The organism is Kitasatospora sp. NPDC127035 (genome assembly GCF_042726075.1).
Lineage (GTDB): Bacteria > Actinomycetota > Actinomycetes > Streptomycetales > Streptomycetaceae > Kitasatospora.
In genome coordinates this window covers 78,811-100,302 of sequence record NZ_JBHXDN010000020.1, presented here as the reverse complement: position 1 = coordinate 100,302, position 21,492 = coordinate 78,811, and the positions used below count along the sequence as shown (strand labels likewise).

Sequence of the window (21,492 nt, the reverse complement as noted above, 5' to 3'; positions counted from 1 at the left end):
AGGGCAAGGACGGAAGGCCCGAAGGTGCGTGGAACGCGCGCCACGCCAGGGGTTGCGAAGCGGGCTGATGTGCTCTACCCGGCCTCGGAGGGGTAGGGTCATAGGCGGTCGGGGACATCCCAAATTCCACCCCGTCGGCATAGCGTCCGGCGTACCTAACGAGGAGATCGGTTCGTGACGATCCGGGTAGGCATCAACGGATTCGGCCGCATCGGCCGCAACTTCTTCCGTGCGGTTCAGGCCCAGGGCGCGGACATCGAGATCGTCGGTGTCAACGACCTGACCGACACCAAGACCCTGGCGCACCTGCTCAAGTACGACTCGATCCTGGGCACCTTCCAGGGCGAGGTCTCGCACACCGCCGACAGCATCACCGTCGACGGCAAGACCTTCAAGGTCATCGCCGAGCGTGACCCGGCCAACCTCCCCTGGGGCGAGCTGGGCGTCGACATCGTCATCGAGTCGACCGGCATCTTCACCAAGGCCGAGGCGGCCAAGAAGCACGTCACCGCCGGTGCCAAGAAGGTCATCATCTCGGCGCCCGCCACCGACGAGGACATCACCATCGTCATCGGTGTCAACGACGAGAAGTACGACGCCGAGAAGCACACGGTCATCTCCAACGCCTCCTGCACCACCAACTGTGTGGCGCCGCTGGCCAAGGTGCTGAACGAGAACTTCGGCATCGTCAAGGGTCTGATGACCACGGTGCACGCGTACACCAACGACCAGGTCACCCTGGACTTCCCGCACAAGGACCTGCGTCGCGCCCGCGCCGCGGCCCTCAACATCATCCCGACCTCGACGGGTGCCGCCAAGGCGACCGCCCTGGTCCTGCCCGAGCTCAAGGGCAAGCTGGACGGCACCTCGCTGCGCGTTCCGGTCCCGACCGGTTCGATCACCGACCTGGTCGTCACCCTGGAGCGCGACGTCACCGTCGCCGAGGTCAACGAGGCGTTCAAGAAGGCCTCGGAGACCACCCTCAAGGGCATCCTGCAGTACACCGAGGACCCGATCGTCTCCTCCGACATCGTGAACTCGCCGTTCTCCACGATCTTCGACTCGCTGATGACCATGGTCCAGGGCAACCAGGTCAAGATCTTCGGCTGGTACGACAACGAGTGGGGCTACTCGAACCGCCTCGTCAACCTGACCACCCTCGTCGGTGACCGGCTCTGACGCAGCGGGAGCTGATGTGAAGTAGGGGGGAGGGCCCGGAAGGCATGTGCGACGCCGTCCGGGCCCTCCGTCTGCGCACCCTCAACTCCCCTTTGACGGCCCGCCGTTGTGCCGTCGCCTGCTCCACCTTCTCGCCAGGAGACCGAAGACCGTGAAGACCATCGAAGACCTGGACGTCGCCGGCCGACGCGTGTTCGTCCGCGCGGACCTGAACGTGCCGCTGTCCGGCGCCACGATCACCGACGACGGCCGGATCCGCGCCGTCGCCCCGACCATCGCCAAGCTCGTCGAGCGCGGAGCGAAGGTCGTCGTCGCCTCCCACCTCGGCCGCCCCAAGGGCGAGCCGGACCCGCAGTTCTCCCTCGCGCCGGTGGCCGTCCGCCTCGGCGAGATCCTCGGCACGCCGGTCGCGTTCGCGACCGACACCGTGGGTGAGAGCGCGAAGGCCACCGTCGCCGCCCTGGCCGACGGCGAGGTCACGCTGCTCGAGAACCTGCGGTTCAACGCCGGGGAGACCAGCAAGGACGACGCCGAGCGCGGCGCCTTCGCCGACCGGCTGGCGGACCTCGCCGACCTCTACGTCGGCGACGGCTTCGGTGCGGTGCACCGCAAGCACGCCTCGGTGTTCGACCTGCCGGCCCGCCTGCCGCACGCGGTCGGCGACCTGATCGCCACCGAGGTCGGCGTGCTCAAGCGCCTCACCGAGGAGGTCGAGCGCCCGTACGTGGTGGTGCTCGGCGGCTCCAAGGTCTCCGACAAGGTCGGCGTTATCGACAACCTGCTCGGCAAGGCCGACCGCATCCTGATCGGCGGCGGCATGGCGTACACCTTCCTCAAGGCCAAGGGCCACGAGGTCGGCATCTCGCTGCTGCAGGAGGACCAGATCCCGACGGTGCTGGACTACCTGAAGCGCGGCGAGGAGAGCGGCGTCGAGTTCGTGCTGCCGGTGGACGTCGCGATCTCCGGGTCGTTCCCCGACACCAAGACGTTCGCGCCGGTCGAGGACTTCGAGGTCGTGGGCGCCGACGGCATCCCGGCCGACAAGGAGGGCCTGGACATCGGCCCCAGGACCCGCGAGCTGTTCGCGGCGAAGCTGGCCGACGCGAAGACGGTGTTCTGGAACGGTCCCGTGGGCGTCTTCGAGCACCCGGCCTTCGCCGAGGGCACCAAGGCCGTCGCCCAGGCCCTGGTCGACGGCGACGCGTTCTCCGTGGTCGGTGGCGGTGACTCCGCCGCGGCCGTCCGTATCCTGGGCTTCGACGAGACGAAGTTCGGGCACATCTCGACCGGCGGTGGCGCGAGCCTCGAGTACCTGGAGGGCAAGACCCTTCCCGGTCTCGCCGCCCTGGAAGGCTGACAACGCAATGACTGAGCGTCTCCCGCTGATGGCGGGCAACTGGAAGATGAACCTCAACCACCTCGAGGCCATCCAGCACACCCAGAAGCTGGCCTTCGCGCTGGCCGACAAGGACTACGAGTCGGTCGAGGTGGCAGTCCTCGTGCCCTTCACCGACCTCCGCTCGGTGCAGACCCTGGTCGACGGCGACAAGCTGAAGATCAAGTACGGCTCGCAGGACATCTCGCAGCACGACTCCGGTGCCTACACCGGCGAGATCTCCGGCCCGATGCTGGCCAAGCTCAAGTGCACCTACGCGGTGATCGGCCACTCGGAGCGCCGCCAGTACCACGGCGAGAACGAGGAGATCGTCAACGCCAAGGTGAAGGCCGCCTACCGTGCCGGGATCACCCCGATCCTCTGCATCGGCGAGCCGCTGGAGATCCGCAAGGCCGGTACCCACGTCGAGTACACCCTGGCCCAGCTCGACGGCGGCCTGCAGGGCGTCCCGGCCGACCAGGCCGAGTCCGTCGTGGTCGCCTACGAGCCGGTCTGGGCGATCGGCACCGGCGAGGTGGCGACCCCCGAGGACGCCCAGGAGGTCTGCGCCGCCATCCGCGCGCGGATCGCCGAGCTGTACGACGCCGAGCTGGCCGGGAAGGTCCGCGTGCTCTACGGCGGTTCGGTCAAGTCCTCCAGCGCGGCCGGCCTGATGGCCAAGCCGGACGTCGACGGCGGCCTGGTCGGCGGTGCCTCGCTGGACGCCGACGAGTTCGTCAAGATCGTGCGGTACCGTGACCAGGCAGTAGGCTAACGCCGCCGCAGCAACGTAGGCTTTGGGGCCGGGCCGCCGTACGCGGCCCGGCCCCTTCGCCGAAGATACGAGAGAGTTGGTCCCGTCGTGGTTATCGGGTTCTCGATTGCCCTGATCGTCTTCAGCCTGCTGATGATCCTCCTGGTGCTGCTGCACAAGGGGAAGGGCGGCGGCCTGTCGGACATGTTCGGCGGCGGCGCGATGTCGACCGGTGGCGGCTCGGCGGTGGCCGAGCGCAACCTGGACCGCATCACGATCGTGGTCGGGCTCGGCTGGTTCGCGTCCATCATGGTGCTCGGCCTGGTCATGAAGTACAAGAGCTGACGTACCTCTGACGCCCCGTCGCCCCGCGGCCTATGCTGGAACGGTCCGGGGCGGAGCCGGTGATGGCGCAACCTTAACTCCTGCTTACACTAGGACGACTTTCGCCACCGACGCGCATCGCGGCGGGTCGGCGCACCAGCACGCAGGGAGTCAGACCGTGGCAAGTGGCAACGCCATCCGTGGCAGCAGGGTCGGAGCCGGCCCGATGGGTGAGGCGGAGCGTGGCGAGTCCGCCCCCCGCAACCGGATCACCTTCTGGTGTGCCAACAAGCACGAGACCCGTCCGAGCTTCGCTGCCGAAGCGGTCATCCCGGAGACCTGGGACTGCCCGCGGTGCGGGTTCCCGGCCGGCCAGGACGAGCACAACCCGCCCGCCCCGTCCCGCAACGAGCCGTACAAGACCCACCTCGCCTACGTCCGCGAGCGGCGCACCGACGCCGACGGCGAGGCGATCCTCGCCGAGGCGCTGGCCAAGCTCCGGGGCGAGATCTGAGCCACGGGTCGCAACCGCCCGGCTGCGGGCGACGAGCAACGCCGAAGGGCGTCACCGTTCGGGAGAACGGTGACGCCCTTCGCGCATGCTCAGGCCGAGGCCGGGGGGTAGAGCTGGGGCGGCAGTTGGGCCGCCGCGGAACGGTCCAGCAGCCACAGCGTGCGCCCGCGCCCGTACGCGCCGGAGGCGGGCGCCTGGAGCTCGCCGGGGCCGGACAGGGCCAGCGCGACCGCGCCCGCCTTGTCCTCGCCCGCCGCCAGCAGCCAGACCTCGCGGGCCTCCCGGATCGCCGGGAGGGTGAGCGAGATCCGGGTCGGCGGGGGCTTGGGCGCGCCGCGCACGCCGACCACCGTCAGTGCGGTCTCCCGGACGCCGGGGTGCTCGGGGAAGAGCGAGGCGACGTGGGTGTCCGGGCCGACGCCGAGCAGCAGCACGTCGAAGGCGGGGACACCGAGCCGGTCGCCGGGACCGGCCGCCTTCGCCAGCTCCTCCGCGTAGCGCGCGGCGGCGGCCTCGACGTCCGAGCCGTCCACGCCGTCCGACGCGGGCATCTCGTGCACCCGCGCCGGGTCGAGCGGGACGGCGTCCAGCAGCTCGGCCCGGGCTTGGACGGCGTTGCGGTCCGGGTCGGCGGCGGCCACGAACCGCTCGTCGCCCCACCAGAGGTCGAGCCGGGCCCAGTCGACCGCGTCCCGCGCCGGGGAGGCGGCGATGGCGGCCAGCAGGGCGTTGCCGTTGCGTCCGCCGGTGAGCACCACCGAGGCGGTGCCGCGGGCGGACTGGGCGTCCACGATCCGGGTGATCAGCCGGGCCGCGGCCGCCTGGGCCATCAGCTCCTTGTCCCGGTGGACGACCAGCTGCGGGGTGGCGGCCGTCATGCCTCCGCCTTCTTGGCACCGCGCTTGCCGGCCGGCTTCTTCGCCGGAGCGGGGGCCGGAGCAGGGGCGGGTGCGGGGGCCTCGGCGGCCACCGCGGCCCCGGCGGCCTCCGCCACGGCCTCCTCGGCGACCTTGTCGGCCACCTCGGCCCGCGCGGCCGACTCGGCGGCGGTCGGTTCGAGCAGCCGGTCCACCGGCGTGCGCACGGCCGCCGCGTAGATGTCGTCCGGGTCGAGCCGGCGCAGCTCCTCGGCGATCAGCTCCGAGGTCTCGCGGCGCTTCAGCGCCACCTGGCGGTCCGGCGAGCCGGGCATGGAGAGCGTGCCCATCAGGCCGTCCGGGCGGTCCAGGGTGATGTCCCCGTCCGTGGTGCGCAGGTGCACCGCGGTGATGCCCGGGCCGTTGGTGACGACCCGTTCGACGGGCACGTGCAGCCGGGTGTGCAACCAGAGGCCGAGCAGCTCGACGCTGGGGTTGTACGGCTCGCCCTCGACCACCGCGGAGGTGATCGTGGACGGCCGCTGGTCCAGCGCGGCGGCCAGCATCGAGCGCCAGCCGGTGATCCGGGTCCAGGCCAGGTCGGTGTCGCCCGGGGTGTAGCTCTGGGCGCGCTGGGCGAGCTGGCCGACCGGGGACTCGGCGGTGACCGCGTCGGTGATCCGGCGCTGGGCGATCGAGCCCAGCGGGTCCTGCGCCGGGTGCAGCGGCGCATTCTCCGGCCACCAGACCACGACCGGGGCGTCCGGCAGCAGCAGCGGCAGGGCGACCGACTGCGCGTGCGAGACCAGCTCGCCGTGCATGCGCAGGATGACCGTTTCGCCGGAGCCGGCGTCGGAGCCGACCAGGATCTCGGCGTCCAGGCGGGTCTCGGCGCGGGCCCGGGGCGAACGCCCGGCGCGCTTGATGACCGCCAGGGTGCGCGAGGGGTGCTCGCGGGAGGCGTCGTTGGCGGCCTTGAGGGCGTCGTACGCGCTGCCCTCGTCGGTCACGATCACCAGGGTGAGCACCATGCCGGCAGCGGTGGAACCGCTGGCCCGGCGCGCCTCCATCAGGGCGGCGTTGATCTTGCTGGACGTGGTGTTCGTAAGGTCGATCTTCATGGCCGGCGCCAGCTCCTGCCGTCTCGTGCGAGCATCTCGTCAGCCTCGGCCGGTCCCCAGGTGCCGGCCGGGTACTGCGCGGGCTTGCCGTGCGCGTCCCAGAACCTCTCGATCGGGTCGAGGATCTGCCAGGACAGCTCGACCTCCTGGTGGCGCGGGAACAGGTTGGCGTCCCCGAGCAGCACGTCGAGGATGAGCCGCTCGTACGCCTCGGGGGACGACTCGGTGAAGGACTCGCCGTAGGCGAAGTCCATCGTGACGTCGCGGACCTCGAAGGAGGTGCCCGGCACCTTGGAGCCGAACCGCACGGTGACGCCCTCGTCCGGCTGGACCCGGATGACCAGGGCGTTCTGCCCCAGCTCCTCGGTCGCGTAGGAGTCGAACGGCAGGTACGGGGCGCGCTGGAAGACCACCGCGATCTCGGTGACCCGACGGCCCAGCCGCTTGCCGGTCCGCAGGTAGAACGGCACACCCGCCCAGCGGCGGTTGTTGATCTCCAGCTTGATGGCCGCGTAGGTGTCCGTCTTGGAGTCCGGGTTGATGCCGTCCTCGTCGAGGTAGCCGACGACCTCCTCGCCGCCCTGCCAGCCGGACGCGTACTGGCCGCGCACGGTGTGCTTGCCGAGGTCGGCCGGGAGCTTGACGGCGCTGAGCACCTTGAGCTTCTCGGCCACCAGCGCCTTCGGGTGGAAGGACGCCGGCTCCTCGATGGCGGTGAGCGCCATCAGCTGGAGCAGGTGGTTCTGGATGACGTCCCGGGCCGAGCCGATGCCGTCGTAGTAGCCGGCCCGGCCGCCGATGCCGATGTCCTCCGCCATGGTGATCTGCACGTGGTCGACGTACGACCGGTTCCAGATCGGCTCGAACATCTGGTTGGCGAAGCGGAGCGCCAGGATGTTCTGGACGGTCTCCTTGCCCAGGTAGTGGTCGATCCGGAAGACCTCGTCCCGGGGGAAGACCTCGTGGACGATCCGGTTCAGCTCCTGGGCGGACTCCAGGTCGTGGCCGAAGGGCTTCTCGATGACGGCGCGGCGCCAGGAACCCTGGGGCGGGTCGGCCAGGCCGTGCTTCTTCAGCTGCTGGACGACGGTCGGGAAGAACTTCGGCGGGACGGAGAGGTAGAAGGCGAAGTTGCCGCCGGTGCCCTGCGCCTTGTCCAGCTCCTCGATGGTCGCGCGGAGCTTGTCGAAGGCGTCGTCGTCGTCGAAGTCGCCCTGGACGAAGCGCATGCCCTTGGCGAGCTGCTGCCAGACCTCCTCGCGGAAGGGGGTGCGGGCGTGGTCCTTGACCGCGTCGTGCACCTCCTTGGCGAAGTCCTCGTCCTCCCACTCGCGGCGGGCGAAGCCGACGAGCGAGAAGCCCGGCGGCAGCAGGCCGCGGTTGGCCAGGTCGTAGATGGCCGGCATCAGCTTCTTGCGGGACAGGTCGCCGGTGACCCCGAAGATGACCAGGCCGGACGGCCCCGCGATGCGCGGGAGCCGCCGGTCGGTGGGGTCACGAAGCGGGTTGACGGGGGCCGGCGTGGGGTCGCCTGCGTCCGAGTCCGACGTCAACTCAGGGAAGTCAGTGCTCACTTGATGAACTCCGCTTTCGTGCGCTGGCTGTGTGAGCAGGGGTCACTTCTCGCCGGCGAAGGAGGCCAGCGAAGCGGTGACGGTGTCGAGCAGCTCGTTCCAGGACTGCTCGAACTTCTCCACGCCCTCGTCCTCCAGGACCTGCACGACGTCGTCGTAGTCCACGCCGGCGGCGGCGATGGCGTCCATGACGGCCTTGGCGTCGGCGTAGTTGGGGACGATGGTGCCGCCGGTGACCACGCCGTGGTCGCCGGTCGCCTCAAGGGTGGCCTCGGGCATGGTGTTGACGGTGCCCGGGGCGACCAGCTCGGTGACGTACAGGGTGTCCGGCAGGGCCGGGTCCTTGACGCCGGTGGAGGCCCAGAGCGGGCGCTGCGGCTTGGCGCCGGCGGCCTCCAGGGCGCGCCAGCGGTCGCTGCCGGCGGTCTTGGCGTCGACGCTGCCGAAGACCTCCTCGTACGCCTGGTAGGCGAGGCGGGCGTTGGCGAGCGCGGCCTTGGAACGGAGGTCCCGGGCGTCGCCGCCGATCTTGTCCAGGCGCTTGTCGATCTCCGTGTCGACACGGGACACGAAGAAGGACGCGACCGACTCGATCTGCGAGAGGTCCAGGCCCTTGGCCTTGGCGGCCTCCAGACCGGTCAGGTAGGCGTCGATGACGGCCTTGTAGCGCTCCAGCGAGAAGATCAGCGTGACGTTGACGCTGATGCCCCTGCCGATGACCTCGCCGATCGCGGGCAGGCCGGCCCTGGTCGCGGGGATCTTGATGAACACGTTCGGGCGGTCGACCAGCCACCACAGCTGCTTCGCCTCGGCGACGGTGGCGGCGGTCTCGTGGGCGAGCCGCGGGTCGACCTCGATGGAGACCCGGCCGTCACGGCCGTTCGAGGCGTCGTAGACCGGGCGCAGCACGTCGGCGGCGTCCCGCACGTCCGAGGTGGTGATCATGCGGACGGCCTCGTCCGTGGTGACCTTGCGGACGGCGAGGTCGCGCAGCTGGCCGTCGTAGGAGGAGTCCCCGCCGCCGATGGCCTTCTGGAAGATGGTCGGGTTGGTGGTGACGCCCACCACGTGCTTGTGCTGCACCAGCTCGGCGAGGTTGCCGCTGTTGAGGCGCTTGCGGCTGAGGTCGTCCAGCCAGATCGCCACGCCTTCGTCGCTGAGGCGCTTCAGTGCGTCAGTCATGGTGCTTCAGTCCTTCGTCCGTGTATCCGTGGGGTCCTCGGGTGCCGGCCGGGCGCCCGGTGTGCGGTCGGGCGCCCGGCCGGCGGCTGCCGTCAGCGGTTGACGGCTTCCAGCGAACGCAGCGCGATGTGGGCCTCGGCGACGACGCGCTCGGCGGTCAGGCCGAACTCCTCGAAGAGGACCTGGTAGTCGGCGGAGGCACCGAAGTGCTCCAGCGACACGATCCGGCCGTGGTCGCCCACCAGCTCGCGCCAGCCCTGGGCGATGCCGGCCTCGACCGAGACGCGGGCCTTGACCGAGGGCGGCAGCACGCTGTCGCGGTAGGCCTGGTCCTGCTCCTGGAACCACTCGAAGGACGGCAGCGAGACGACGCGGGTGGCGACGCCCTCGGCCTCCAGGACCTCGCGGGCCCTGACGGCCAGCTGGACCTCGGAGCCGGTGCCCAGCAGGATCACCTGCGGGTCACCGGTGGACGCCTCGGCGAGGACGTAGCCGCCCTTCGCGGTGCCCTCGGCGGAGCCGAACACCGTGCGGTCGAAGGTCGGGACGTTCTGGCGGGTGAGTGCCAGGCCGACCGGGCCGGGGTGGCTGCTGTGACGCTCCAGGACGGTGCGCCAGGCGACGGCGGTCTCGTTGGCGTCGGCCGGGCGGACCATGGACAGGCCCGGGATGGCGCGCAGCGAGGCCAGGTGCTCGACCGGCTGGTGGGTCGGGCCGTCCTCGCCGAGGCCGATGGAGTCGTGCGTCCACACGTAGGTGACCGGCAGCTTCATCAGCGCGGCGAGGCGGACGGCCGGGCGCATGTAGTCGGCGAACACCAGGAAGGTGCCGCCGAAGACGCGGGTCCCGCCGTGCAGCGCGATGCCGTTCATGGTCGAACCCATGGCGTGCTCGCGGATGCCGAAGTGGATGGTCCGGCCGTACGGGCTCGCCGACTTCAGTGGGTTGCCCTCGGGGAGGAAGGAGCTGTCCTCGTCGATGGTGGTGAGGTTGGACTCGGCGAGGTCGGCCGAGCCGCCCCACAGCTCCGGGATCACCGCGCCGAAGGCCTTCAGGGCCTCGCCGCTGGCCTTGCGGGTGGCGACGGCCTTGCCGGCCTCGAAGACGGGCTGCGCCTTCTTCCAGCCCTCGGGCAGCTCGCCGGCCTCGATGCGGTCGAACTCGGCGGCGCGCTGCGGGTGGGCGGCACGCCAGGCGTCGAACGACTGCTCCCACTCGGTGCGGGCGGCCTTGCCGCGCTTGATCACCAGGCGGGCGTGCTCGATGACCTTGTCGCTCACCTCGAAGGTCTTCTCCGGGTCGAAGCCCAGGACCTTCTTGGTGGCGGCGATCTCGGCGCCGCCGAGCGCGGAGCCGTGCGCCTTGGCGGTGTTCTGGGCGTCCGGGGCCGGCCAGGCGATGATCGTGCGCATGGCGATCATCGACGGGCGGGAGGTCTCGGCCTTGGCGGCGGCCAGCGCGTCGGCGAGCGCCGCCACGTCGATGTCGCCGTTGGCCTTCGGGGAGACCCGCTGGACGTGCCAGCCGTACGCCTCGTAGCGCTTGAGGACGTCCTCGGAGAAGGCCGTCTCGGTGTCGCCCTCGATCGAGATGTGGTTGTCGTCGTAGAGCGCGACCAGGTTGCCCAGCTTCTGGTGGCCGGCCAGCGAGGAGGCCTCCGCGGAGATGCCCTCCTCCAGGTCACCGTCGGAGACGATGGCCCAGACGGTGTGGTCGAACGGCGACTCGCCGGCCGGGGCGTCCGGGTCGAAGAGGCCGCGCTCGAAGCGGGCCGCCATCGCCATGCCCACGGCGTTGCCGATGCCCTGGCCGAGCGGGCCGGTGGTGGTCTCGACGCCCGCGGTGTGACCGTGCTCCGGGTGACCCGGGGTGCGGCTGCCGGCGACCCGGAAGGCCTTGAGGTCGTCCAGCTCCAGGCCGTAGCCGGAGAAGTAGAGCTGGGTGTAGAGGGTCAGGCTGGTGTGTCCCGGAGAGAGGACGAACCGGTCGCGGCCGACCCAGGCGGGGTCGGTCGGGTCGTGGCGCAGGAAGCGCTGGAAGATCAGGTACGCCGCGGGGGCCAGCGACATGGCCGTCCCGGGATGCCCGTTACCGACCTTCTGGACCGCGTCCATGGCCAGAACGCGGGCCGTGTCGACCGTCCGCTCGTCGAGGTCGGACCACTCGAATGAATTCGGCGTCGTGCTCACCCTGTCTCAGGGCTCCTTCCATTGTGAAGAGTGACCCCGTGAGGGACCGGGTCGGCCACGTCGCTGGGGCCGGACGCTGGGTGGTGCCGGTCACGGAGGGTAGATCCCGCTTCTTTGGGCGAGCCTACCGTCCGGGCGAGGCTCACCCTCCGTGGTGGGACAACTCAGGCATGTTGGTCCCCATTCCCCGTCCCCTCCCCGTCCGCGATTCCCCGCGGACGGCCGGATCCTTTGTCCACCCTCGCCCGGATTGGGGAGGTTCGCCTCTCCGGGGCCCGGGTGGCGGGCGGTCACCCTGCGGATGGGTCCGCGGACCGGGCCGGAGGCATCGGTCCAGGCCCGGGCGGCCGGGTTCACCCGGCGGTGTGCGTTCCGCCCCGCCGGGGCACCCCGGGGCCGGTGGGGAGATATGGAGCGTCTAAGGTGGCGTGGTACGCGCAGAGCGGACGATTCGGGAACAACGTTCCGGTGGCCGCCTGTGAGGATTCATCTTCAGTTGGGGTGTTAGTGACCGCCGTCGAATCCCGTCCCGCCGGGGTCACCGGGGCGACGCCTGCGCAACGGCCGTTCGGGGCCCGTGTCGGCGCCTTCGTCGCACTGACCAAACCGCGGATCATCGAGCTGCTGCTGATCACCACCGTGCCGGTGATGTTCCTGGCGCAGCGCGGTGTTCCGGACCTGCTGCTGGTGCTGAAGGTGGTCATCGGCGGTTACCTCTCGGCGGGTGGCGCCAACGCCCTCAACATGTACATCGACCGTGACATCGACGCGGTGATGTCCCGGACGGAGCGCCGCCCGCTCGTGACCGGCATGGTGTCGCCGCGCGAGGCGCTGGTCTTCGGCATCGCCCTCGCGGTCGGGTCGACGCTCTGGCTGGGCGCCCTGGTCAACTGGCTCGCGTCGGCGCTCGCGCTGGGTGCACTGCTGTTCTACGTGTTCGTCTACACGCTCGGACTGAAGCGCCGCACCGCGCAGAACATCGTCTGGGGCGGCATCGCGGGCTGCATGCCGGTCTTCGTCGGCTGGGCGGCCGTCACCAACACGGTCTCCTGGTCGGCGCTGGTGCTCTTCCTGGTGATCTTCTTCTGGACGCCGCCGCACTACTGGCCGCTGTCGATGAAGGTCCGCGAGGACTACGCGCGGGCCGGCGTGCCGATGCTGCCGGTGGTCAAGGGCAACCTGGCCGTCGCCAGGCAGATCGTCGCCTACTCCTGGGTGATGGTGGCCGTCTCGCTGGCGCTCTGGCCGCTCGCCGACACCAGCTGGCTCTACCCCGTCTCGGCGGTGGTGCTGGGCGCCGCGTGGCTGAAGGAGGCGCACGCGCTGCACGCCCGGGCCAAGGCCGGGATGGTCGGCGCCAAGCTGAAGGAGATGCGGCTGTTCCACTGGTCGATCACCTACCTGACGCTGCTGTTCGTCGTGATCGCGGTGGACCCCTTCGTGAAGTGAGTCCCGCGCCGTGCCGAAGGGCCCCGGTCCGCATCTGCGGACCGGGGCCCTTCGGCGTGCACGGGGTGTCCGCGGCGGCTGCCGCCTCCCGCCCGTCCTCCGGCCCGTCCTCTCGCCGGTCTTCTCGGCCGTCGGCCGTCGCCGGCCGTCCGTGGCCGGTCGGCCGCTCAGCGGGCGGGGAGCTCGGACGGGCCGACGTGGCCGTCCAGCCAGTCCCTGAGGGGCTGGGAGACGCGCAGGAAGGCGGTGATCCTGCCGTAGGCGTCCGGGGTGCCCAGCCAGGGCTCCGGAGCCCACTCCTGCCACGCGACCAGTCCCTTGTGGCGGAGCAGTCCGATCCGCGGGTGGTCCTTGGGGTAGCCGCGCGGGGCGGACTTCAGCGAGTCCCGGCCGACCACCTGCGGCCCGGCCTTCCGGACCCGGGCGACCACCCGCTCCAGCTCGGCACCGGCGACGTCCTCGGCGACGGCCGTCCGGTACCGCTCCAGCTGGTCGGGGGCGAGCTGGTACATCCCGTTGCCGCAGGCCAGGCCGTCGGCGGAGAGCTGGACGTAGCCGCCGGCCGCCAGGTGGGCCCCGATGTGCGTCTTGTACGGGGACTTGTCGGCGCTGAACCGGACGTCGCGGTTGGGGCGGAAGATCTTCCCCGGCCCGAACTCGGGTTCCAGCTCGGCCAGCAGTCGCTCCATCGGCTCCCGTACGGCGTGCTCGTACCGGGCCTTGTGGGACTGCCAGAAGGTCTTGGAGTTGTCCGCCTCCAGGTGCTCGTAGAAGTCGAGCGCCTCGGCGGGCCAGCCATCGAAGGTCACCGCACCAGTATGTCGCCCGGTGTGTGGCCCGGGGCACAGCCCGCTCCCGTCGCCAGCCCCGCTACCGCTCGGTAGCATGCGGGCATGAGCAGCGCAGAGACCGCCACCACCGCCGCGCCGGACGCCCGCGCCGAGCGCCGCGCCAAGCGCATCGCCAAGAGCCTCACCGCCTTCGCCCGGCAGCACGGCGGCAGCGCCGACGGCGTCGTCGAGTACGTCGGCGCGGTCGCCACCCGCATCGTGGTGGTCGGCGCGGACGGCGCCTGGGGCGACCAGGTCGCGCCGAGCTACGCGGTCGGCCGCCGGGCCGCCGAGCTGGCCGGGGTCACCCTGCACGACTCCTTCGAGGGCGAGCTCGCCCTCAAGGTGAAGACCGGCCCGTACGAGTGGAAGCGCATGGCGGGCATCCAGATCGGCGGCTGATCCCGCCCCGGCCCGCGCGAAGGGCCCCGGTCCGTGGACGGAACCGGGGCCCTTCGCGCGTTCCCGGGGCGGGTCAGACCGAGGTGGTCTGCGGGGCCCGGGAGGTGCCGGTGTCGGTGGCCGACGCGGGGACCGCGCCCGCGGGGGTGTCCTCGTCCTCGCGGAGGCGGAGGGCCAGGGGGATGCGCAGGGCGGCGATCCAGGTCAGGGTGGCGCCCAGCATGTGGAGGCCGACCAGCACCTCCGGGACGTCGGTGAAGTACTGGACGAAGCCCAGTACGCCCTGGAGCAGCAGGATGACGAGCAGTTCGCGGGCCCGGGCCCGGGCGGCCGGCGGGGCCTTCACCGCGGCGAACACGAACAGCACCGCGACCGCGAGGCCGAGCGAGACGAACGCCAGGTCGGCGTGCACCTGGGCGAGGCGGTCGTAGTCGATCGGGATGCGCGGGACGAACTTGTTGTCCTTGGGCGTCCCCGGGTGGTGGCCGGCGCCGGTGACCAGCGTTCCGGCGGCCACCAGCAGGCCGATCACGCCGACCAGGACGTAGGAGAGCCGCTTGATGGGCTCGGCCACCAGCGGGCGGGCCGGGCCGTCGCCCTCCTTGGACCGCTCCCACATCTGCAGGGCGACCCAGACCAGGGCCATCGCGGCGATCAGGTGCAGCGCCACGGTGTACGGGTTGAGGCCGGTCAGCACGGTGATGCCGCCGAGCACGGCGTTGCTCATCACCAGCCAGAACTGGGCCCAGCCGAGCTTGCTGAGGCCGTGCCGCCAGGGCCGGTGGCAGCGGGCGGCCAGGATGGCCCAGCCGACCGCGGCGCTCAGGACGTAGGTGAGCATCCGGTTGGCGAACTCGATGACGCCGTGCAGGCCCATCTCGGGTGTGGGCGTCAGGCTCTCGTCGGTGCAGCGCGGCCAGGTGGTACAGCCGAGGCCGGAGGCGGTGAGGCGGACGGCGCCGCCGGTCACGACGATCACCACGCTCATCACCAGCGCGACGAGCGCGGCACGCCGGACCATGGCGGCGGAGGGCTTCCAGCGCTCGGCGAGCAGGGAGAAGGGGGTGGTCTTCAGCACGGCGTCCATGCTATGCGCCCTTACAGGCGATCTTCGGGCGGGGCAGGGGCCGACGGGGGAGTGGCGTCGCGCGGTGACGTGGTGAGCGGCAGGTTGATCTTCCCGCCTTGCCGCTACGGCAAACCCGCAGTCCGAACGGGAGGAGCAAAACGGACTGTTCGGGCAACCTGGTCATTGGTCTTGACCAATCACTCGTTTGGCCGAAAGAGTGCGGTTTGGTCCATACCTTTTTCGGGACCCCTCCCACACCCCCGCACGTAAGCGGAGATCCTGCACATGCGCATACCCGTACCCGCCGCTGCGCTCGCGCTCGGTGGATCCCTTGTCCTGGCCGGCCTCATCGCCCCGGCTGCCGCCCACGCCGCCGAGCCCGGCCAGCAGTGCCGGAACCTCGGAGTCGCCAACCTCTACGGGGAGTTCGTCGAGGGCGACGACACCCACACGCCGGACGCCGAGGGTGCGGTGGCGGTCGGCGGAAACGCCGACTTCACCGGCGGCTTCTCGGTCGGCCAGGAACTGACCGCGGACCAGGTGAAGGCGCTCCCCGGCGGCAACGCCCTGGTCGTCGCCGGTCGAGTGACCGGGCACAACACCCAGGTGATGAAGGGCAACGGCATCTACGGCTCCAAGGCCGAGGGCGCCGTCATCGACGCACACCAGGGCAAGATCAGCCAGGGTGCCTCGCCGATCGACTTCAAGGCCGAGTTCACCAAGCTGCGCGCCGCCTCCGTCCAGCTGGCCGCCGTGCCGCAGACCGCCGCCGCCAAGGTCGAGGCCCAGGGCCCGAAGCTCTACCTGACCAGCGGCGACGCCGCGTACAACAGCTTCACCGTCAGCGCGGCCACCCTCCAGGGCGCCACCGACATCTACCTGAAGGTGCCGGCGGGTTCGGTCACCGTGGTCAACGTGACCGGCGACTCGTACGACATGTCCGCCGCGAAGACCACCGGCTTCAACCTCTGGGACGAGGGCAAGAAGACCTACCTCCTGGACGACAAGCTGCAGAGCGCGCACGGCGGCGCGGTCCGCGCCAAGCTGCTCTGGAACTTCCCGACCGCGACCAAGGTGATCAAGAACGGCGCGGCCGCCTGGGCCGGCACCGTGCTGGCGCCGAACGCCGCGTTCTCCCTGAACACCCCGGGCGTCGGGGGCGCCAAGCCCACCGGTGGCGGCCCCGTCAACGGCTCGGTGATCGTCGCCTCGCTGACCGGCACCGCAGGCGCCGAGACGCACCACTTCCCGTTCACCGGCTGCCTGCCGGTGGTGACGCCGCCCACCACGCCGCCGACCACCCCGCCGCCGGTGGTGCCGACCGGTACGCCGTCCGCCACCACCACGCCGAGCACGCCGGGCTCCACCGGCACGCCGAGCGCTTCGGGCACGCCGTCGGCCACCCCGGGCACGCCGGGCGCCTCGGTGACCCCGGGCACCTCCGCGAGCCCGTCGGCGTCCGTCCCGGGCAGTGCCAGGCCGAGCGCGAGCGGTTCGGCCGGCCCGTCGGCCTCCGCCTCGGGTTCGGCAGCGGTGCCGGCCGCCTCGGCCTCCGCGAGCCCGTCGGCCGAGGCCAGCACCGGGGGCGGTCTCGCCCACACCGGTTCCGGCCCGGTCGTGCCGCTGGCGATCGGCGGCGCGGTCGTCATCGCCGCCGGTGGCGCGCTGGTGCTGGTCGCCCGTCGACGCAAGGCTGCCAACCAGGGCTGACCCTTTCGGTTCCGACCGATGCGGCACCCCCGGCGATCGATTCGGATCGCCGGGGGTCGCTGTTTTTCAGCCACTCTGACGGAGTTCATTCGAGTTTCGCCGAACCGCCGTCCTGCGAGGTCGCGGGTGTGATGGGCTGGTTCTTGCACATCCGAGGCCGGACGGACAGGCGAAATCCGGTCGTGCGGTGGGGTGTAGAGGGACACGGGGGTGCCGGTAGAGTCCCCCGGACAGCCGTAGCGGGCCACCGCTGATCCACTCGATTCGCCTGCTGCAGAAGACCGTCCGGAGGGGACAACGAAATGGCGCGACAGCGGCGGCAGATAGGCATCAGTAGCGCGGCACTCGCGGGGGCGGCGGTCACCGCAGTCCTGCTGCCCGTGGCCCTGGCCACCGGCGCCTCGGCGCACACGCCGGCCTGGAAGGTCACCTGCGACAAGATCGTGATCGACCTGGTCAACTACAGCGACAAGGCCGGCGTGAAGAACGCCGTCAGCCTCACCGTCGACGGTGAGAAGGTGCTGGACCAGAAGGAGTTCGGCAAGGAGTTCCACCAGACGTTCCCGGTGAAGGCGCACAACGCGCCGATCAGCGCCACCTTCGTGGTGACCACTACCGAGGACCCGAAGAACAACGACTGGAACAAGACGGAGACGAAGACGATCGAGGTCTGCGCGACTCCTACGCCGACGCCGACGCCGACGCCGACTCCCACGCCCACCCCGACTCCCACCCCGACGCCGACGCCGACTCCTACGCCGACGCCGACTCCCACCCCGACTCCCACGCCTACGCCGACTCCCACGCCGACTCCCAGCCGGACGGCGACCCCCACCCCCACGCGGACACCCACCCCGACTCCCACCCCGACGCCGACCCGCACGCCCACCCCGGTCCCGACGGCCACCTCGACGCCGGTCGCCCCGGTGCTGGCCTCCACCGGTAGCAGCGACGCGACCCCGGTGATCGCGGCCGCAGGCGGCGGTGTCGTGGTCCTCGGCGGCGCCCTCGTCCTCCTCGCCCGTCGCCGCCGCAGCAGCGACGAGAGCTGACGCCCACCGCTCGGTTCCGGCCGGCGCCGGCCCCTCGACTCATCCGAGTCGAGGGGCCGGCGCCGTCGTGGGCCCGGGCCGGTGGAGGTGCCGTCCGCACAGGAAGTCGGACGGGCCGACCTCCTGTGCGGGCAGCGCGGCCGTGCGGCGTCGCGAAGTGCGGCGCGGAGGAGGAACGGCCGGACACCGAGGGGCAATTGAGTACGAGTACTCATTCACGCCACCGGGCCGGGTCCGGCAGACTTCCGGCATCACGACGCTGAGACGACGCACAGGGGGGAACCGTGCCGAATCCCGATCTCGCTTCCGAGTTCAAGGTCAATCCGGCGGCGTTGGCCGGCTGCGGGCAGAGCGCCCAGCACATAGCGGGTCAGGTGCCGGGAGAGACGGCGAGGATCGTCGCACCGAGCGACAGGGCCGCCGCGACGCTCCAGGGCTGGCTCACGGCAACCGCGATACGCACCTGCGGCACGAACTGGAGGACGCTGCTGGACAAGCTCTCCGGTGACATGTCGGACGTCGGCTCCAAGCTCGTCAAGACGGCGGCCCACTACCAGCAGGGGGAGCAGAGCGTCTACGCGCACCTCCGCGGTGCGGCGGGCCCCGCGCAGGGCGGCGCCACACCGACGCCGGGGGCCGATCCGTTCGGGACGGTCCTGGCGGGCGAGAGCCCCGCCACCGCCACGGCGCGTGCCGCCGCAGAGCGGAAGTCCCGGTAGCCGATGGACATCGCCGGCCTCTACAACGCCAACCTCAACAACATCACCACCGCGAAGAACGCCTTCGACGCCCTGGCCACGGCCTTCGGACAGCACGTGGAAGCCTGGCAGCACGAGGTCGCCGACCGGCTGGGCGCCTCGCACTGGACCGGACCCACCTCCGCCGTGGCCCAGGGCCGCGTCAAGGACCTCGGCGGTCAACTCCGGGCCGCCCGCCAGGAACTCACGTTCGTCAGCAAGGCCCTGGCCAACGCCGTCGAACAGTTCGCGCTGGCCCAGTCCCATCTGATCAGCGCCCTCGACGACGCCAGGAACGCGAAGCTCGACGTGGCGCCCGACGGGCGCATCACGTGGGACAACGAGCCCGCCTCGCCGGGCTTCGCGGGCTCGGGCGCGGAGACGACCGCGGTCGCCATCAGCAACCGGATCACCGCCGCACTCAACGAGGCGGCCCACGCCGACCAGGAGATCAGTGCGAGGCTCAACCACCTGGCGACCAACGCGAGCAACGGCACGGGACTGAACGCCGCCACCGTGGCGCAGGACCTGGCTGCCGAGACCGCCCACGAGCAGATACCCGCCACGGGCACCGACCCGAACAGCGTCAAGCAGTGGTGGAGCGGCCTCACACCGGCTCAGCAGCAGAGGTTCGTCCACGACCACCCCGACCGGATCGGCAACCTCGACGGCATCCCGGCCGTCGCGCGTGACGGGGCCAACCGCCTCACGCTCCAACAGGCGAAGCTGGACCTCCAGGCCCAGCTCGACCACCTGGGCCCCGAACCGCCCGCGAAGGTCGCGGGCATGAACGGCGCCGTCTCGAACCCGGCGCACGACGAGTGGGAGCGGAGGAAGGCCCTCCTCCAGGAGCAGGTCATCGGTGTGAACGCCATCGAGAAGCGGCTGATGACCAAGGTCGACGACAAGCATCCGCCCACCTATCTGCTCGGCTTCGACACCAAGGGCAACGGCCACGCCATCGTCGCGGTCAACAACCCCGACACCGCCGACAACGTCTCGACGTACGTCCCCGGCACCGGGGCCCGGCTCGGCAGCATCGACAGCGACATCGAGCGGTCGGACCGGATGGTCGCCTCGGCCAACACCGCCAATGTCAAGGCAGGTCTCCCCAGGACGACCTCGTCGATCACCTGGGTCGGCTACGACGCGCCGCAGTCCATCACGCCGGAGGCGATGAACGACAGCTACGCCAGGAACGCCGGGAACAGCCTGCACAGCTTCGAAGCGGGACTCCGCGCCACGCATGACGGAGAACCGTCGAACAACACGATCCTCGCCCACAGCTACGGAACCACGACCGTCGGATACACCTTGCGTGACAAGGGCCTGCCGGTCGACAACGTCGTGCTGATCGCCAGCCCCGGAGCCGGCGTGGAGCACGCCCGTGATCTTGGTGTCGATCCGTCCCGCGTCTTCGCGGCACAAGGTGACGCCGACGGTATTTCGATGGCCCCGCCCATGAACGCGAACGGTCTGGCGAGTAACTTCGGCAACAACCTCGGGGACTACTACGGGGTGCTCCAGAACCCCGATCATCACCTGATCCACGGGCGGGACCCCATCCTTCCCGGATTCGGCGCGCAGGTAATCCCGACTGACCCGGGAACCGGCCACTCCGACTACTGGAATCCCGGCTCGGTCTCGCTCCAGGCCATGGGCGAGATCATCGCCGGGAGGAAATGACGAGAATCACCGAGCGAACCTTCGCAGTGCCGTCAAGGCGCTGTGGTGAGCGGCGATCGAGTCCGCGATCGCGCTCACGGCGCCGAAATGCCGGTGTCTGGAACGACATCACTCGCTTTCCCCCGCCACGGGGATGTCTTTGTTGGGAAGTGGAAGCCATGGGAGCTGTCGTACGTGCATCCACGGACTCGGCGCGGCCCGGCCGGACGGCCGCCGTAGCCGCCTTGGCCGTGGTGGTGCTCGCCTTGAGTTCCTGCGGAGCGGAGACCATCCCCGAACGAAGGAGGTCCACGGTCACCCTGGAGCAGGCCAAGGCTCAGGTCGACACCTATCTCGCGGAAATTCTGGCGAGACTGACGGTCAAACCCACGGCAAGTCCAGCCGATTTCCTCGACTCGCACTGCGATGCCAATGACGTGGGTCCGCACGGCAGGATGCAGACCTCTCGCGGGTATGATTTCGGCGACGTTCCGTTGGCGAGCAAAACGGAAGCCGCCGCTGCCTTTCGCACGTTCTTGATGGGGAAGGGATTCGAGCCGGATCCGAGTGCTACTGCCGACTGGGTGAAGCTGAAGAACCCCAAGGACAAGTTCCTGGCGATCCTCGACGGAGTTTCAGGCGAAAGCCACAACCTGTCGCTGGAGGTCAGCACGCCCTGCGTCTGGCCGAAGGGGACGCCGCCGCCGTCCTGACGCTCGGGGGTGGTGTGTGCCCGGGAGTCGGAGGGGTCACTCCCAGCGGAAGAAGCGGGCGGCGGCGGTCAGGGCGAGCACCGACCAGCCGGCGAGGATGCCGAGGTCCGACCAGGGCACGCCCGCGCCGGTCTGGAGGACGGACCGCAGGCCGTCGGAGAGGGCGGCGATCGGGAGCAGCTCCAGGACGGACTGCACGGCCGCCGGGAACTTCGACAGCGGCACGATCACCCCGCCCGCGAGCAGCAGCAGGATGAACACCAGGTTGGCCGCCGCCAGCGTCGCCTCCGCCTTCAGCGTGCCGGCCATCAGCAGGCCGAGTCCGGAGAAGGCCGCGGTGCCGAGGACCAGGAGGGCGGCCACGGTGAGGGGGTTGCCCTGCGGGGACCAGCCGAGTGCGAGCGCGATCACCGCCAGCAGCGCCACCTGGAGCGCCTCGGTGACCAGGACGCAGCCGGTCTTGGCGGTGAGCAGCGCCCAGCGCGGCAGCGGGCTGGCGCCGAGCCGCTTCAGCACGCCGTACCGGCGCTCGAACCCGGTGGCGATGGCCTGCCCGGTGAACGCGGTGGACATCACGGCCAGCGCGAGCAGGCCGGGTGCCAGGAAGTCGACGCGCTTGCCGGGGCCCTCGACGGCGACGATGTCGACCGCCGAGAAGAGGACCAGCAGCACCGTGGGGATGATCACGGTGAGCAGCAGCTGCTCGCCGTTGCGCAGCAGCATCTTCGTCTCGAACGCCGTCTGGGCGAGCAGCATCCGGCCGACGGGGGCGGCACCGGGCCGGGGGGAGTACGTG

At 70.8% G+C, this 21,492-nt stretch carries 20 protein-coding genes; 12 read left to right on the top strand and 8 right to left on the bottom strand.

Features of this window, described 5'->3' with window-relative positions:
• Window positions 1–174 precede the first annotated feature (174 nt).
• From gap to ACFWIC_RS16680, 5 genes are all read left to right on the top strand, one after another.
• Window positions 175–1,179 carry a type I glyceraldehyde-3-phosphate dehydrogenase gene (gene gap / locus ACFWIC_RS16700; protein ID WP_329876374.1) on the top strand — a complete coding sequence of 335 codons (1,005 nt, stop codon included), beginning with the start codon at window positions 175–177 and terminating at the stop codon, window positions 1,177–1,179.
• Window positions 1,180–1,330: 151 nt separating this feature from the next.
• Window positions 1,331–2,536, top strand: coding sequence for a phosphoglycerate kinase (locus tag ACFWIC_RS16695; RefSeq protein WP_380519152.1), 1,206 nt, complete (start codon window positions 1,331–1,333; stop codon window positions 2,534–2,536).
• Between the two features lie 7 nt (window positions 2,537–2,543).
• Window positions 2,544–3,329, top strand: coding sequence for a triose-phosphate isomerase (gene tpiA / locus ACFWIC_RS16690; protein ID WP_329876370.1), 786 nt, complete (start codon window positions 2,544–2,546; stop codon window positions 3,327–3,329).
• 87 nt (window positions 3,330–3,416) lie between these two features.
• Window positions 3,417–3,653, top strand: coding sequence for a preprotein translocase subunit SecG (secG, locus tag ACFWIC_RS16685; RefSeq protein WP_329876368.1), 237 nt, complete (start codon window positions 3,417–3,419; stop codon window positions 3,651–3,653).
• Window positions 3,654–3,858: 205 nt separating this feature from the next.
• Window positions 3,859–4,146: an RNA polymerase-binding protein RbpA gene (locus ACFWIC_RS16680; protein WP_329876448.1), complete on the top strand. Its 288-nt coding sequence runs from the start codon at window positions 3,859–3,861 to the stop codon at window positions 4,144–4,146.
• Window positions 4,147–4,235: 89 nt separating this feature from the next.
• On the opposite strand, the gene pgl is transcribed toward ACFWIC_RS16680, so the two are convergent.
• The 5 genes from pgl to tkt all read right to left on the bottom strand — a co-directional run bounded on the left by pgl (window position 4,236) and on the right by tkt (window position 11,069).
• Window positions 4,236–5,024 (bottom strand): 6-phosphogluconolactonase, encoded by a 789-nt coding sequence (gene pgl, locus ACFWIC_RS16675; protein WP_329876366.1) that lies wholly within the window; start codon window positions 5,022–5,024, stop codon window positions 4,236–4,238.
• Window positions 5,021–6,124, bottom strand: coding sequence for a glucose-6-phosphate dehydrogenase assembly protein OpcA (opcA, locus tag ACFWIC_RS16670; protein ID WP_329948632.1), 1,104 nt, complete (start codon window positions 6,122–6,124; stop codon window positions 5,021–5,023). Before opcA ends, pgl begins: the two co-directional genes overlap by 4 nt.
• Entirely contained in the window at window positions 6,121–7,677 is a 1,557-nt protein-coding gene (gene zwf, locus ACFWIC_RS16665; protein ID WP_329948691.1) for a glucose-6-phosphate dehydrogenase, read from the bottom strand. The genes opcA and zwf overlap by 4 nt, the downstream gene beginning before the upstream one ends.
• Before the next feature lie 63 nt (window positions 7,678–7,740).
• Window positions 7,741–8,880 (bottom strand): transaldolase, encoded by a 1,140-nt coding sequence (tal, locus tag ACFWIC_RS16660; protein WP_380519149.1) that lies wholly within the window; start codon window positions 8,878–8,880, stop codon window positions 7,741–7,743.
• Window positions 8,881–8,972: 92 nt separating this feature from the next.
• Complete coding sequence (tkt, locus tag ACFWIC_RS16655; RefSeq protein WP_329876361.1) at window positions 8,973–11,069, bottom strand: transketolase; 2,097 nt, start codon at window positions 11,067–11,069, stop codon at window positions 8,973–8,975.
• Between the two features lie 507 nt (window positions 11,070–11,576).
• On the opposite strand from tkt, the gene ACFWIC_RS16650 reads away from it, so the two are divergent.
• Complete coding sequence (locus ACFWIC_RS16650) at window positions 11,577–12,518, top strand: heme o synthase (RefSeq protein ID WP_329876359.1); 942 nt, start codon at window positions 11,577–11,579, stop codon at window positions 12,516–12,518.
• Between the two features lie 167 nt (window positions 12,519–12,685).
• On the opposite strand, the gene ACFWIC_RS16645 is transcribed toward ACFWIC_RS16650, so the two are convergent.
• On the bottom strand, window positions 12,686–13,327 hold the full coding sequence (locus ACFWIC_RS16645) for a DUF2461 domain-containing protein (RefSeq protein ID WP_329948634.1): 642 nt from the start codon (window positions 13,325–13,327) through the stop codon (window positions 12,686–12,688).
• Between the two features lie 84 nt (window positions 13,328–13,411).
• Between ACFWIC_RS16645 and ACFWIC_RS16640 the strand changes: the two genes are divergently transcribed.
• Window positions 13,412–13,750 carry a hypothetical protein gene (locus ACFWIC_RS16640; RefSeq protein WP_329876355.1) on the top strand — a complete coding sequence of 113 codons (339 nt, stop codon included), beginning with the start codon at window positions 13,412–13,414 and terminating at the stop codon, window positions 13,748–13,750.
• Between the two features lie 73 nt (window positions 13,751–13,823).
• Here the strand turns inward: ACFWIC_RS16640 and ACFWIC_RS16635 are convergent, their stop codons facing one another.
• The gene (locus tag ACFWIC_RS16635) at window positions 13,824–14,837 is read right to left on the bottom strand and encodes a COX15/CtaA family protein (protein ID WP_329948635.1); all 1,014 of its coding nucleotides are present in this window, start codon (window positions 14,835–14,837) and stop codon (window positions 13,824–13,826) included.
• Between the two features lie 267 nt (window positions 14,838–15,104).
• On the opposite strand from ACFWIC_RS16635, the gene ACFWIC_RS16630 reads away from it, so the two are divergent.
• The 5 genes from ACFWIC_RS16630 to ACFWIC_RS16610 all read left to right on the top strand — a co-directional run bounded on the left by ACFWIC_RS16630 (window position 15,105) and on the right by ACFWIC_RS16610 (window position 20,696).
• Window positions 15,105–16,529, top strand: a complete 1,425-nt coding sequence (locus ACFWIC_RS16630) for a choice-of-anchor A family protein (RefSeq protein ID WP_380364458.1) — start codon at window positions 15,105–15,107, stop codon at window positions 16,527–16,529.
• A 302-nt stretch (window positions 16,530–16,831) separates the two neighbouring features.
• On the top strand, window positions 16,832–17,581 hold the full coding sequence (locus tag ACFWIC_RS16625; RefSeq protein WP_329948637.1) for an LAETG motif-containing sortase-dependent surface protein: 750 nt from the start codon (window positions 16,832–16,834) through the stop codon (window positions 17,579–17,581).
• 284 nt (window positions 17,582–17,865) lie between these two features.
• On the top strand, window positions 17,866–18,300 hold the full coding sequence (locus ACFWIC_RS16620) for a WXG100 family type VII secretion target (protein WP_380363245.1): 435 nt from the start codon (window positions 17,866–17,868) through the stop codon (window positions 18,298–18,300).
• Window positions 18,301–18,303: 3 nt separating this feature from the next.
• Window positions 18,304–20,004: an alpha/beta hydrolase gene (locus ACFWIC_RS16615; RefSeq protein WP_380519145.1), complete on the top strand. Its 1,701-nt coding sequence runs from the start codon at window positions 18,304–18,306 to the stop codon at window positions 20,002–20,004.
• Between the two features lie 158 nt (window positions 20,005–20,162).
• Window positions 20,163–20,696: a hypothetical protein gene (locus tag ACFWIC_RS16610; RefSeq protein WP_329948640.1), complete on the top strand. Its 534-nt coding sequence runs from the start codon at window positions 20,163–20,165 to the stop codon at window positions 20,694–20,696.
• 36 nt (window positions 20,697–20,732) lie between these two features.
• On the opposite strand, the gene ACFWIC_RS16605 is transcribed toward ACFWIC_RS16610, so the two are convergent.
• A complete protein-coding gene (locus ACFWIC_RS16605) occupies window positions 20,733–21,452 on the bottom strand; it encodes an ABC transporter permease (protein ID WP_380519176.1) in 720 nt (239 codons plus the stop codon).
• Window positions 21,453–21,492 lie beyond the last annotated feature (40 nt).

What these genes read in the sequence shown, in the direction of transcription:
- tpiA (WP_329876370.1), top strand. Translation starts at nt 2,544, where the DNA reads ATGACTGAGCGTCTCCCGCTGATGGCGGGCAACTGGAAGATGAACCTC.
- ACFWIC_RS16680 (WP_329876448.1), top strand. Translation starts at nt 3,859, where the DNA reads ATGGGTGAGGCGGAGCGTGGCGAGTCCGCCCCCCGCAACCGGATCACC.
- pgl (WP_329876366.1), bottom strand. Translation starts at nt 5,024, where the DNA reads ATGACGGCCGCCACCCCGCAGCTGGTCGTCCACCGGGACAAGGAGCTG.
- opcA (WP_329948632.1), bottom strand. Translation starts at nt 6,124, where the DNA reads ATGAAGATCGACCTTACGAACACCACGTCCAGCAAGATCAACGCCGCC.
- tal (WP_380519149.1), bottom strand. Translation starts at nt 8,880, where the DNA reads ATGACTGACGCACTGAAGCGCCTCAGCGACGAAGGCGTGGCGATCTGG.
- ACFWIC_RS16640 (WP_329876355.1), top strand. Translation starts at nt 13,412, where the DNA reads ATGAGCAGCGCAGAGACCGCCACCACCGCCGCGCCGGACGCCCGCGCC.
- ACFWIC_RS16635 (WP_329948635.1), bottom strand. Translation starts at nt 14,837, where the DNA reads ATGGACGCCGTGCTGAAGACCACCCCCTTCTCCCTGCTCGCCGAGCGC.
- ACFWIC_RS16630 (WP_380364458.1), top strand. Translation starts at nt 15,105, where the DNA reads ATGCGCATACCCGTACCCGCCGCTGCGCTCGCGCTCGGTGGATCCCTT.
- ACFWIC_RS16625 (WP_329948637.1), top strand. Translation starts at nt 16,832, where the DNA reads ATGGCGCGACAGCGGCGGCAGATAGGCATCAGTAGCGCGGCACTCGCG.
- ACFWIC_RS16615 (WP_380519145.1), top strand. Translation starts at nt 18,304, where the DNA reads ATGGACATCGCCGGCCTCTACAACGCCAACCTCAACAACATCACCACC.
- ACFWIC_RS16610 (WP_329948640.1), top strand. Translation starts at nt 20,163, where the DNA reads ATGGGAGCTGTCGTACGTGCATCCACGGACTCGGCGCGGCCCGGCCGG.
- ACFWIC_RS16605 (WP_380519176.1), bottom strand. Translation starts at nt 21,452, where the DNA reads ATGCTGCTCGCCCAGACGGCGTTCGAGACGAAGATGCTGCTGCGCAAC.